A 13,093-nucleotide genomic window follows, 5' to 3' on the forward strand; every position below is an offset into this window, starting at 1 on the left:
ACACCAACACTTGTTGCCAGTTTTTTGAACCAATCAAATACGCTAATAGCTCACTTTTACGCGACTTATCTACCGGGTAAACCATCTGTGTTACGGTTTCAGCGGTGCTGTTTTTTGGCGTAACTTGGATTTCACTTGGCTTCTGCATCATACGGTGTGCAATCGCTTTGATTTTGTTATCAAACGTTGCAGAGAAGAACAGAGTTTGACGCACTTCGTTCATGCGAGAAAGAATACGCTTGATGTCAGGCATGAAGCCCATATCTAACATACGGTCAGCTTCATCCAGTACCAGTACTTCCGTTTGGCTCAACATGATGTTTCTAGTGAACATGTGATCAATAAGACGACCAGGCGTCGCGACAAGAATATCTGCGCCACCGCGTAAGTTATCAGTTTGCACCTTCATGCTAACGCCGCCGTAAGCCACCACGACTTTAATGTCGGTGCCCTTTGCGTAGCTAGTTAAGTTATCGAAAACCTGTTGTGCCAATTCACGAGTTGGCACTAATACAAGCGCACGAACGAGCTTAGGGTTCGGAATAACGTTGTCTTTTGTCTCGATTAATCTTTGAATAATCGGTAAACCAAACGCAGCCGTTTTACCTGTACCCGTTTGAGCACCAGCCAGTACATCTTTGCCTTCTAATACCAATGGAATTGCTTGTTCTTGAACACTGGTAGGAGCCGTAAAATTAAGCTCAGACAACGTGGCAAGAAGATGCTCAGATAATCCTAGTTGGTTAAAAGATTTTGTAGATTCAGACATAGTATGATGCTCAAAGATTAAATAGGCGCGGATTGTAGCAAACCTGCATTACGCTGTTTACCTTTCCTTTTGATTTTTCTTCATTTGAAGCGCATTAAACTGCTTAGCTTCCTCTAAAACGTTGGGATAAAGCTCATTAAAGTGACACTGCAACGTATCATAGTGACGTTCGAGGTCATCGTAACATGCCTCGAGCATACCGAGCTTAGGCCTTCTCAACGCCATTCGCTGCAACACCACCTCTATAGATGACATGTCTTGATAGCTCTCTAACCATCTATGCTCAGCCATTTTCTGATGAACCATAACGAAATTTTCAGGCCAGTGTGGCTCTTGATGTTCAAAGATCTGCTCATGGCTATCTAAACAAAAACGCTCTAATGTCTGCTGTGAAAACTGATCCCAATGATTGGCTAAGCAGTGATCCCAAAATACATCGAGTGCGATAGGCGCAAAGCGTCGTGTTTGGTCTGAGAAAAGTGATTTTGCAGAACGAGATACATCATGACGATCAGTATAGCTATCAACAAATCGATGAAGCCTAATACCGTCAGAAAGGGAATCAGAATAGTGTTTATTAGGGTCGCCTTTAACAAAATCACCTAACAGGTTACCTGCTAAGTTGCTGTTACAGTGCTTGGCGATGTGAAGGTGTGCGAGAAAGTTCATTGAACCTCATTAAAGTATCGAGAACTAAGTAACATGGTAAACGTACTCGTTTATCTTCGCGAACTTTAATGAGGATAGTTTTGGTATGACGTGTGAGCGAATACGATTTGCTCAGTTTAGAATTGTTTGCTTTGAGAAGCTTTAGCTAAGAAAACTTTTAGCTTTAAAACGTTTCAGTTGAAACTGAATTAAAGATCTTAAAAGCTTAGTTCGAAGACTTGAAAAGCTCTTCTGCTAACTGTTTCACTGTCTGCTCATAGTCAGACAAATCAATGCCAATTTCCATAGCATCTAACAACTCTAGACTTTCGTCATTATAAGATTGGTCACTCATTGTGCCCCCTCTATTCCTTGATGTGGACATGATGTCCGATTAACTAGTGCACCATCTTGGACTTATATTATGTCACTTTGATGAACGCACTCTACTCTACCCATTCCATATTCATAGCTTAAAGCTACTCGCGATCATTAACGCTTTTTTGCGCTAAAGGGGTATACGCGAACGACATATGTACTGCCACCTTACACCAAGTACAACAAATTACTCTATAAATTTTGAAACCGATCATGGTCAAACGTTTGCTTTGCTCATTTGAATGCTGACACGCCCCTTTGTGTAAATATTAATTTACAGTGGATGTTTTTAATTACAATAAGAATTGCATTTGGAATTAAACTCAATCAGAATACTTCAAAATCGAGATATTCTTTGGGTTTATGCGCTTAAGCTAGAAGAATTACAATGAAAACACACCCTAACGTAAAGAATTATATACAATGAATAAATCAAAGGTTTTTGGTAGTACTTTGATCATTGCAGGCACAACCATTGGTGCTGGCATGCTCGCTCTTCCACTTGCTTCTGCGGGTATTGGCTTTTCAACTTCACTTTTCTTGATGCTGGGTTTATGGGCGTTAATGGCTTTTACTGCGCTATTAATGGTAGAGCTTCACCAATTCGCAGAATCTGACGCTACCCTACACACGTTAGCTCATACCATTTTGGGGACAAAAGGAAAGTGGATTGCGAGCTTCGCGGTGATGTTTCTTTTCTACGCTCTGTGTGCGGCATACATAGCTGGCGGCGGTGCGCAATTTAACCAACGAATTTCGGATATCGCGGGTATCGAACTTAATGCTCAAATCACCACGCTTCTATTTACCCTATTAGTTGCCGGCGTTGTTACGATTGGTACACACAGTGTTGATAAAGTTAACCGCGTTTTGTTTGGCTTAAAGCTTATCGCGATGGTTTTGGTACTCAGCTTCCTAGCGCCAAACATTACCTCTCAATACTTAATGAGCATGCCTTTACAGCAAGGCCTGATTGTTGCGGCTATTCCGGTTGTGTTTACCTCTTTTGGTTTCCACGGCAGCATCCCATCAATTGTTCGATACCTAGATGGTGACGTTCGTTCTTTACGTAAGGTAATGATTATTGGCTCGGCACTGCCTCTGGTTATCTACGTTTTCTGGCAAAGTGTTACTTTGGGTGTGATTAGCCAAGAGCAATTATTGTCTGATACAAGTTTAGGCGCGCTATTAGTCTCACTATCGCAAACTGTTCATCAATCCAACCTAAGCGTGATCGTCGGTGTGTTTGCGGACCTTGCACTGCTGACATCTTTTATTGGTGTAAGCTTGGGCTTATTTGAATTCATGGGCGACTCACTGAGCAAGAAACTAGGTAACGCAAAACGTCTTAAGACAGCTGCTATCACCTTCTTACCGCCACTGGGTTTTGCCTTATTTTACCCACAAGGCTTCATCATGGCTTTAGGCTACGCAGCCATTGCACTTTCAGTGCTCGCGATTCTGTTACCAACAGTGATGGTCTACAAGGTTCGTTACACTGATTTCTCTGTCAAACCTCAATCTGCAGAAGCCAGTTACCAAGTGTTAGGCGGTAGCAAAGCGTTGTTTTTAGCAGGTAGCGTTGGCGTATTTATCATTGCGATTCAAGTTCTTATTTCAGTAGGGTTACTGCCTTCTTTGGGCTAATAAACCTATACAGAACTAATTTACTTGATCCAGATCTCACAAATAACATGTCACTATCATTAATTTTCACAATTAGTAGATTGAAGTCACATTTTTATTGAGGTCGGTTATTTAGAGTCCACGGTAAAGGATTTACCGTGGAGTTTTTATGAAAGAAGTACAATTTCGAACGATAGACAAACTGTTTATTAAGATGTCGATCAACGACAAATTTTGGGTCATTTTCTTAATCTTTTTTGCCGCTTTGGCAAGCCTAGCTGGACTGAACTACGTCAACAAAATGGAACACATTGACGTAACTGCAAAACAGCAGGTCGAGTATCAACTGCAAGGCATTTTATCAGCATCAGATTCCCCTGCTTCTGTTCGCTCTGTTAGCCAGCAAACTCGCGCTCAACAAACCACTATTTCAAACAATGGTTCGGTGACTGCCACAGCACTCGCACAAGATGGCAACTACTACTCACTTACCGTTTCAACTAACGATATACAGAATCAAAAGCAGCAAGCACTGTACACTTTCTTACTGAGCTTTTTGTGGTGTGTGCCTTTTGGTCTTTTCTGTTACTGGGTAGCGACTTTCCTAGGCGGCGCACTTTGGGTTCTTTATTCAACGACTCAAAAGATTGGTGATGGTGACTTAACATCACGCCTTGGCTTCCACCCTGGCCGTGACGAGTTCGGCACGATTGGTTGTGCGCTTGACCGTTCAATGGACACGCTTAGCGAGTTAGTCAACAACGTAAACCACAGTGCAGCAACGCTAAGTGAAACGTCAGCTTCTTTCGAAACAGAGATGAAGCGCAGCGAAACACAAATCATGAGCCAAAACGCATCTCTAGACTCTGTAGCGACAGCAATGGATCAGATGACAGCTTCAGCAAATGAAGTCTCTAACATCTCTGCACGCTCAACGGAACAAACCGAGCAAGACGCGCAGCAAATCAACGATAGCCACGCGAAAGTTCAACAGGCAATCTCGGAAATCACCACCCTTTCTTCTTTGATTGAGCAAACCTCATCTTCTGTTACTAGCTTGAATGTGAATACGAGCCAAATTAACGAGGTCATCACGACGATCAATGCTATTTCAGAGCAAACTAACTTACTTGCTTTAAATGCCGCGATTGAAGCCGCTCGTGCGGGCGAACAAGGCCGAGGTTTCGCTGTTGTTGCTGATGAAGTAAGAACACTGGCAAGCCGCACTCAGTCGGCAACGGTAGAAATCCAAGCGATGATTGAGCGCTTACAGCAAGAGAGCCAAAATATCGCGAAGATCACCGAACAGACGGTTGATCAAGCGCAAACCAGTAGCCAGTTGATTTCGGACATTGGTCACGACGTAAACTCGATTGCAGATTCAGCTCAAGCGCTAATGGACATGAGTATCCAAATCGCAACATCAGCCGATGAGCAAAGTAACGTTGCCAATACGATTGCAGCAGAGCTTAACGATATTCGAAGCCAATCCGATGTGATTAAAGACGTGGCTCAGAATTCTTCAAATGGCGTATCTAGGCTAACAGAAGCGTCGGTTTCTCTATCTCAGACATTGGCACGCTACCGAACTTAAGGATCAACTGGTGAACTAGCGGCGTGAATTGAAAACAAACTAATGAGGACTCGTAATGGGTCCTTTCTTTTTGGCTTTTGTTTAATAACATTACAAGAACCATGGTCAATAACGATGACATTATCAATTACCATGAAGCAAGTCGCAAAGGAGAGATTAAGAAGTGTCAGAACTGTCTAATATTCGAGCTTAGGAGTAATCTAATTGAACGGGTCTTTTTTCGCTTACCCCCTTGCTGCAGGTGACACATAATGAATAAAACAGAAACACCAAACACCGACGACATTACATGCCCTTTATGCCAACACGACGAGTATCTGCTTTCAGAAAGTGGAGAAAAGTTTACTTGTGCATCTTGCGGTTTCCACACCAAACAATTTAGTAAGGTAGTCAGCCTTCAACTAAGCTCTACCCCACCAAAGCTGCAGAATTCGATATACCACCATTTGAGCAGTGCTTGCCATTAATCCAAACTGAAATTTCTTCTAAACTGTAGATATCCTGAGCCGCGAGTTCTGCTGAGTCGGCTTCGGGATCTACGATTGCTTCATCAATACTCGGGCGTAATCGAAACGATTGGATACCCGCGCGAACACCAGCCTCAATCCCTTTCAACGTATCATCCACGTAGATGCACTCATTTGGCAGAAAGCCCATGTTCATGGCCGTGTACATGATTAGATCAGGCTCTGGCTTCCAGCTGTTAGCATCAAAAGCTGAGAACACTTTGCCTTTGAAGTCGTCTAGCATGCCTGTCATCGCCAATGAAGATTCAACCCTAGATTTCGGTGCATTGGAAGCAATACAAAACTCGATGTCTTGTTGTTTGAGGAATTCAATAAGTTCGATAGCGCCATCCATCGGTTTTAAATGACGCTGGAACAGTGCTTGTAATTCATTGCGATATAACGGCTCAAGTGTATCAATCGAGATAGATAACCCAAGACGTTCTTGTGTATCCATTAAGATGTCGGCTAGCTTCCCGCCTTGAAAGTGCGCATAGCAGTCGTTGACGTTTAGCTCCGCTCCAAAGCCAGTGAAAACGTTCACCAAAGCTTGGCAGCACAGCTTTTCACTATCGATAAGTGTTCCGTCACAATCGAAAATCACACATTTAGTCTGTTCTAACCGCATAGGTATCTCACTCAGATTGAATCCAAGTTTTATCCTATAGTGTTCTTTCAATGCGCGAGATGATTGAGGTAACAGTTTGCAGATACAGGCTTATTTCTCTTCGCGAAATATGGAGTTGATCACTTTATCGCTCAGCATAAGCAATAGTTTTCATTAAATTAACCCAGATTCTACGAAACCAAATACTGCGAGCTTTACATAAGCTACTCAATTTCAGGAGAAAATATAAATCACTACTTCCTAGCCGGATCGTGGTGAATCGATAAAAAAAATGGCTTATAGGCTACTCAGATAGAGCGACAATTAGCTAACAACCGACTCTTCTAAGACCTTAGCTTCAAGCGAAGGTGAAGACGCATATTCTACAGTTCCAGTATCGGGGTACGAATCTCGGATAGCGACAAACTCGGATAAGTGTTTCAGTAGCAATTTAGTTAGCTGAGGATCAAACTGGTAGCCACACTCTCGCTCAAACAAATCGACCACCATATCTAACGGCCACGGTTCTTTGTAGCAACGTGCACTAAGCAGCGCATCAAACACATCGGCTACGGCAGTGATACGAGAAAACAGGTGTATTTCATCACCCACTTTTCCATTCGGGTATCCAGCACCATCCCAACGCTCGTGATGTTCGTTAGCAATGATTGCCGCGAGGTTGGTAATATCACCCGCTCCGCTCTTTAGTAAGTTATAGCCAGCCGTAGTATGAAGCTTCATCACCTCCCACTCTTGGTCGGTTAATTTCCCAGGTTTATCCAAGATTGATTCAGGGACTGAAATCTTACCCACATCGTGCATTGGGCTGATGATCTCAATCATCTCGACCTCGCGATGGCTCAAGCCACGATACTTAGCAAGCAGTGCAGACAACTTGGCTACACGCTTAACGTGATTACCAGTTTCGCCAGAGCGGGTTTCAATTGCCTCTCCGAGAACATGAATCATATCCTTTTGGATATTCAAGGTCTGTTTCTGAAGCTTTAAGATTCGTTTGTTCTTATTCGCCAACTCTTTCTTTTGGCGCAGAGTGACAAATTGCATCAAGATGATCAGGCTCAAACCCGCAATCACCATCGACAGCCCCAATAACAACTGGAAGTTTTTGCGAATAAAGGATGAAGGCTCGTTAATGAAAACCGCTTCGTCAGGTAACGCGTTTCCACTAATCCCGTATCTCTTCATTGCAGGGTAATTGAATACAAAACGTTTGTTGTCTCCGGGAGTTAACGGTGTAGTAAAACCAAGTGGAAGGTATTTATCCAACGCATCGACGGCCTGTTCACCCATGCTTTGTGAGTGATTAACGTAACCACCGAGTACATCACCCGAAATATAGAACTGCCATAAAGCAAACACCGGAGCAGCACTCGCTTTTGACAACGTATCCGCAATCTCTTGGTAAGTGTGATAAACCCCTTGCTTTAACTCGGTGTTGTAATGACTGAGCAATACCGCATCGTCCGCAGAGATCCCTTCCAAAAATTGGCTCGTATGCTCCAGCGACAAGTCGCGAATTTCTACGAGATTGATATTTGAAAATTCAGCCATCATTTTGTTCATTTCTTTATGAATCAATTCAGACGTGACACTGTAATCATTTACAAAATAGAGATTCTTTAGATTAGGTCTTAATTTGGAGATCAGCTTAATATTAACGTCTATCTGATCGTTATCGTAAAGCACAGTTGCTCTGTCAGACACCGCGTACATGTCGGTGCTGAAATCATTGATGCCGGCTGCAACGACAGGTGTGGAGCGATCAATCAAATTAGGCAGAGATTCAAGAAAATTGGCTGCGTTATCGTCCGTCGCAATTACGCCATCAAATTTATAACCTGCATACTTCGCACGTAAGTAGTTCGCGAGAGAGTCGTAATACTCTGGGCTGTGGACACGCTTTGAATCCAAATACTCTATTGAGAGTTTAACTTCGGTTTGAGACTGGCTGAACGCACTGTCTATCCCTTTTTGGAAGTCAGCAGTCCATTGATAAGAAGGTTCGTATGAGTGTAAAACTAGGATGCGTTTAATATCCCAGTCGTTAGCAAAACTGAGTGAAGAATAAGCGCTAACACATAATACAGCGATTGATATCAATAGCTTGTACATACAATACCCTTTAAATAAGACGGGGTATTGTACTTAGATTAACGCTTTGTCAAAGAATCTTTAGTTCTCGATCCATACTTTATCGCAAGAAGCATGATCTTGTGCCCAAAAATCGTGTAACTGCTTAGCAAAGTTGTTGATACTTTGACCATTTTCAGCAACGACATCCGAGATCAATAGGGAACCATCCGCTTCTGTGACGATAGCGCTCGCCACAACTTCACCGTTTTGAGTACCAATATATAATACATGATCGTCAGAAAGCATAATTTGGCTCAAGAACTCAAGCATGTGTGCCCTTTCGATTTCATCTTGGTAAACGCTTGCTTGGTTGAGTGAAAATAGCACGGTCAATTTATGGAAATCGACTTTATGCAGTTCATCAATTTGGGAAGGAGTTTGATCTTGTGCTAGGAGTTGGTATGTCTTGGATGGAAGTTTGCTTTGATAAAGTTCACGGCCGAGGAGGCTCTCTTTTGCGGGGTAAGCAATATCGAGCTGACTAAATAGCCATTGGTTTTTCTTGTGTGCAATTTCAGGTATTTCGTTATTCATTCTTTTAGTACCTACGGTTAGTATCCCCAAATATCGCAGTTATTTGGAAGACATACGGTCGGCTGAGGTGCCGAGCTACAAGCAGAGAGCATACAGAGCATGACCAAGGCCAACAAGTACTTTAAATGCTTCATATTTTTCATTATCCAACAACATCCTTTAAGAACTTAACGAAAAGCTCTACACTCGTATCCAAGCTTTCAATATCCTTATAGTAAACAGAACTATATAAATAAAAAGGACTTCTTATGAAAAAAGCCTTAATAGCAGCAGGTATCGTGACAATGTTAGCTGGCTGTTCGGACAACGAGGTTGGCGACGTCTCACTGGGTTTCTTCACAATGAAGGATATCAAGATGTCTTCATTAGATGACGATAAGATCGCGGGTGTTACCTGTCATATCGCATCAATCGAAGCAAACCTTAGCCTTTCTGATCCAAGTGATAGCTCTATATCTTGTCGTCAAACAGGTGAAATTACACCAGAAATGATTGCTCAAATAGACAAGAGTAAGTCTGGCGAAGTGGTATTCAAGCAATCGAAAAGTATCTTCTTTAAAACAATGAAGGTTCGTCGTATCTACGATGCAGAGAATCAGTCGCTGCTTTACTTGTCTTACACCACCAAAGAAACAGAAGGTAGCTTCAAACACAGCCTTTCAACTGTTCCACTATGGGGTACAGAGGCTTACGTTGATCCAGCGACGTTAGTACAGCCAACCGAGTAGTTTCAAACATATAGTTAGTTGAATCACCTGTACAGACATTGTGCAGGTGATTCAAAATGTAATAAAAATGAAAGAAACAGAAACAAAATGTGATATCATGCGGCAAAATTTTTTCACTGTATTTTTCATATGAAGTTTCCTGGACAGCGTAAATCTAAGCACTACTTTCCAACTCACGCACGTGATCCGTTGGTCAACCAAATTCAACAAACGCCTAAGCTTCACCGCGCAACGATTGTGGGTGTTGGCCAAACGATTGTTGATATCGAAGCCCGTGTTGACAACGAGTTCCTAGAAAAATACGAGCTGAGTAAAGGTCACTCACTGGTATTGGAAGAAAGTAAAGCAGATGCGCTGTATGAAGAGTTAGTTGAGCGCGGTTTGATCACGCATCAATATCCTGGCGATACTATCGGCAACACACTGCACAACTATTCCGTACTTGCGGACAGCAAATCTGTCCTGCTTGGCGTAATGTCTAAGAAGATTGAAGTTGGCTCATTTGGTTATCGTTACCTTTGCCGCACTTCTTCTCGTATGAATCTAAACCACCTTCAAACTGTTGATGGTCCAATTGGTCGTTGTTACACGCTGATTTCTGAAGATGGCGAACGTACGTTTGCAATCAACGAAGGCCACATGAACCAACTTCTTCCAGAAAGCATTCCTGAAAAAGTCTTCGAGAAAGCTTCTGCATTGGTTGTGTCGTCATACCTAATGCGTGGCAAACCTGAAGATCCGATGCCAAAAGCGGTACAAAAAGCGATTGAATACGCGAAAGCGCACAATGTGCCTGTTGTACTAACACTTGGTACTAAGTATGTGATCGAAGGCAACGCTGAATGGTGGCAAGAATACCTGAAAGAAAACGTAACCATCGTCGCGATGAACGAAGATGAAGGTGAAGCGCTAACGGGTGAAAAAGATCCTCTATTGGCTGCTAACAAGGCACTTGAGTGGGTTGACCTAGTTCTATGTACTGCAGGTCCTATTGGTCTATACATGGCAGGTTACACTGACGAACCAGCGAAACGCGAAACCACACTGCCATTGTTACCGGGTAACATCCCTGAGTTCAATAAATACGAATTCAGCCGTGCGATGCGTAAGCAAGACTGTAAAGACCCAGTAAAAGTGTACTCTCACATTGGCCCTTACCTAGGTGGCCCACTTGAGATTAAGAATACCAATGGCGCTGGCGATGGTGCACTTTCAGCACTACTTCACGACATGGCAGCAAATAGCTACCACCACGTGAATGTACCAAACTCAGAGAAACACGAGCACACTTGTCTAACTTACTCTTCACTGTCTCAAATTTGTAAGTACGCAAACCGTGTAAGCTACGAAGTGTTGACTCAGCACTCTCCTCGCCTTTCTCGTGCATTACCTGAACGCGAAGATAGCTTAGAAGAAACATACTGGGATCGTTAATCGACCATATTAGGCAGTTACCTCTTAAAGGTTAACGCCAAGTGAGATTACCCATTCCTTGAAGGGCTGCTATATGCAGCCCTTTTTGTATACAACGCCAATATAACTGCAGCTCAAGGTAATCAGATCGAATATTTTGCTCGTTTAAGATTTGATCTCGCGCAATGACTCTTTAGATCTGTTATCTTCCAGCACATAATTCGTGTGGTTTGCCTTTACTTGGCAAATTTATACAGTACTATCGCCACGCAAACGTTTACGTACCACCTTTTCGGTTCTGATATAAGGATCAAATATGCTGTCTGATATTGATATTTGTCGCTCTACTCCCCTTAAAAACATCAGTGAGGTTGCCAAGCAAGCTGGCCTGCACCACAACGAACATCAGCCATTAGGGCAATTCAAATCAAAAGTGTCTCTCACATCACTTGAACGCCTCGCCAACCAACAAGATGGTAAATTAGTCGTAGTCACGGCGATCACACCGACACCTCTTGGTGAAGGCAAAACCGTCACTACTATCGGATTGGCACAAGGCCTCGCAAAGATTAACCAATCGGCCATGGCCTGCATTCGCCAGCCTTCAATGGGTCCGATATTTGGCGTAAAAGGCGGTGCTGCGGGTGGTGGTTACTCTCAAGTAGCCCCTATGGAACAATTAAACCTGCATCTGACAGGCGATATTCATGCTGTTACGGCCGCTCACAACCTCGCCTCTGCCGCCATTGACGCACGTTTGTATCATGAGCAGCGTGAAGGGTTAGAAGCCTTTGAAGCGCGCTCAGGCTTAAAAGCACTGGATATCGACCCAAGCAGAATCGTTTGGCGACGTGTACTTGACCACAATGATCGCGCATTACGCATGATCACGGTTGGCAAAAACGAAGCAGATAAAACAATTAACGGCTTTGAACGCGAAGATGGATTTGATATCTCAGCCGCTTCAGAGCTAATGGCCATTCTTGCTCTAGCCAATAACCTTCAAGATTTGAGAAAGCGTATCGGACGAGTGGTACTTGCTTACAACAAACAAGGCTTGCCGCTAATCGCAGATGACTTCAACGTTGCAGGCGCAATGACCGTAACCATGAAGGATTCTATTGAACCAACATTGATGCAAACCCTTGAAGGCGTCCCTACCCTAATTCACGCCGGGCCTTTCGCGAACATCGCACATGGTAACTCTTCAATTATTGCCGATAAGATAGCGTTAAAACTGAGTGACTTTGTTGTGACCGAAGGTGGTTTTGGCTCAGACATGGGTTTTGAGAAAGCATGCAACATAAAAGCGAAAGCGTCGAACAAAAAGCCCGATTGCGCTGTGGTTGTTGCAACATTACGTGGATTAAAGGCCAACTCTGGTTTATACGATTTGAGACCGGGCACTCCATTACCAGATTCAATTTTTAATGATGACCAAGACGCGCTAATTGCAGGCTTTGAGAACCTAAAATGGCACATCAACAACGTTAAGCAATACCAAGTGCCTACAGTTGTTGCGATTAACCGATTCCCACAAGACTCAGCGCAAGAGCTCGATGCTTTGAAGCAGATGATCACCGACTTCGATCCAAGCGTTAGCGTTGAAGTAAGCGAAGCATTTGGTCAAGGTGGCGAAGGGGCAACTCAACTGGCTCACGCTGTAGTAAAAGCTTGCCAAAAACAGAGTGAATTTAAGCCTTTGTATCACTCAGAGCAAAGCCTAGAAGAAAAGCTGATGGCAGTTGCTGAAGTTGGCTATGGCGCGGCAAGTATTTCGCTATCTCCACTGGCTAAAAAACAGCTGGCTGAATTCAAACTTCATGGCTATAGCGACCTATCGGTTTGTTTGGCAAAAACACCACTATCAATCTCGACAGAAGCACACATTAAAGGTGCACCAACCCAATTTGACGTGCCTGTTAGAGAACTAAAATTGTGTGCTGGTGCTGGCTTTATTTACGCGTTGTGCGGCAATCTGATGACCATGCCAGGCTTGCCTGACAAACCGGCATTCATGTCGTTAGATATTGATAGTAATGGAAATATCGTTGGCCTAAGCTAGCTGCCCTTAGTTAGATAATCGGCAATTAATCGCGATTAATTTAGCTTAGGTTTCGGAGCAGTGTTCTATAT

At 43.3% G+C, this 13,093-nt stretch carries 11 protein-coding genes; 5 read left to right on the forward strand and 6 right to left on the reverse strand.

Going from position 1 to position 13,093, the window contains the following annotated elements:
• From AB4133_RS08250 to AB4133_RS08260, 3 genes are all read right to left on the reverse strand, one after another.
• Nucleotides 1-769, reverse strand: a 769-nt coding sequence (locus AB4133_RS08250; RefSeq protein ID WP_372190120.1) for a DEAD/DEAH box helicase, incomplete at its 3' end; no start/stop codon positions are given.
• 57 nt (nt 770-826) lie between these two features.
• Nucleotides 827-1,438, reverse strand: a complete 612-nt coding sequence (locus AB4133_RS08255; RefSeq protein WP_017059830.1) for an ACP phosphodiesterase — start codon at nt 1,436-1,438, stop codon at nt 827-829.
• Between the two features lie 205 nt (nt 1,439-1,643).
• Nucleotides 1,644-1,772, reverse strand: coding sequence for a hypothetical protein (locus AB4133_RS08260; RefSeq protein WP_017059831.1), 129 nt, complete (start codon nt 1,770-1,772; stop codon nt 1,644-1,646).
• Nucleotides 1,773-2,218: 446 nt separating this feature from the next.
• Here AB4133_RS08260 and AB4133_RS08265 point away from each other — a divergent pair, with 446 nt between their 5' ends.
• Entirely contained in the window at nt 2,219-3,442 is a 1,224-nt protein-coding gene (locus AB4133_RS08265; protein WP_372224199.1) for an aromatic amino acid transport family protein, read from the forward strand.
• A gap of 148 nt (nt 3,443-3,590) precedes the next feature.
• Nucleotides 3,591-5,015 carry a methyl-accepting chemotaxis protein gene (locus tag AB4133_RS08270; protein ID WP_136973510.1) on the forward strand — a complete coding sequence of 475 codons (1,425 nt, stop codon included), beginning with the start codon at nt 3,591-3,593 and terminating at the stop codon, nt 5,013-5,015.
• Between the two features lie 408 nt (nt 5,016-5,423).
• Here the strand turns inward: AB4133_RS08270 and AB4133_RS08275 are convergent, their stop codons facing one another.
• The 3 genes from AB4133_RS08275 to AB4133_RS08285 form a co-directional block, all read right to left on the reverse strand.
• Nucleotides 5,424-6,149, reverse strand: coding sequence for an HAD-IA family hydrolase (locus tag AB4133_RS08275; RefSeq protein WP_017059834.1), 726 nt, complete (start codon nt 6,147-6,149; stop codon nt 5,424-5,426).
• A 303-nt stretch (nt 6,150-6,452) separates the two neighbouring features.
• On the reverse strand, nt 6,453-8,261 hold the full coding sequence (locus AB4133_RS08280; RefSeq protein ID WP_372055127.1) for an HD domain-containing phosphohydrolase: 1,809 nt from the start codon (nt 8,259-8,261) through the stop codon (nt 6,453-6,455).
• A 60-nt stretch (nt 8,262-8,321) separates the two neighbouring features.
• Nucleotides 8,322-8,816: a hypothetical protein gene (locus AB4133_RS08285; RefSeq protein ID WP_017064644.1), complete on the reverse strand. Its 495-nt coding sequence runs from the start codon at nt 8,814-8,816 to the stop codon at nt 8,322-8,324.
• 248 nt (nt 8,817-9,064) lie between these two features.
• Here AB4133_RS08285 and AB4133_RS08290 point away from each other — a divergent pair, with 248 nt between their 5' ends.
• The 3 genes from AB4133_RS08290 (at nt 9,065) to AB4133_RS08300 (ending at nt 13,022) form a co-directional block, all read left to right on the forward strand.
• Entirely contained in the window at nt 9,065-9,544 is a 480-nt protein-coding gene (locus tag AB4133_RS08290) for a CreA family protein (RefSeq protein WP_017064645.1), read from the forward strand.
• Between the two features lie 129 nt (nt 9,545-9,673).
• The gene (locus AB4133_RS08295) at nt 9,674-10,978 is read left to right on the forward strand and encodes an inosine/guanosine kinase (protein ID WP_017069885.1); all 1,305 of its coding nucleotides are present in this window, start codon (nt 9,674-9,676) and stop codon (nt 10,976-10,978) included.
• Nucleotides 10,979-11,273: 295 nt separating this feature from the next.
• The gene (locus AB4133_RS08300) at nt 11,274-13,022 is read left to right on the forward strand and encodes a formate--tetrahydrofolate ligase (RefSeq protein ID WP_102319707.1); all 1,749 of its coding nucleotides are present in this window, start codon (nt 11,274-11,276) and stop codon (nt 13,020-13,022) included.
• The last annotated feature ends 71 nt before the right edge of the window (nt 13,023-13,093 follow it).

Source organism: Vibrio sp. 10N.286.52.F8, assembly GCF_041468745.1.
Taxonomy (GTDB): domain Bacteria; phylum Pseudomonadota; class Gammaproteobacteria; order Enterobacterales; family Vibrionaceae; genus Vibrio; species Vibrio crassostreae_C.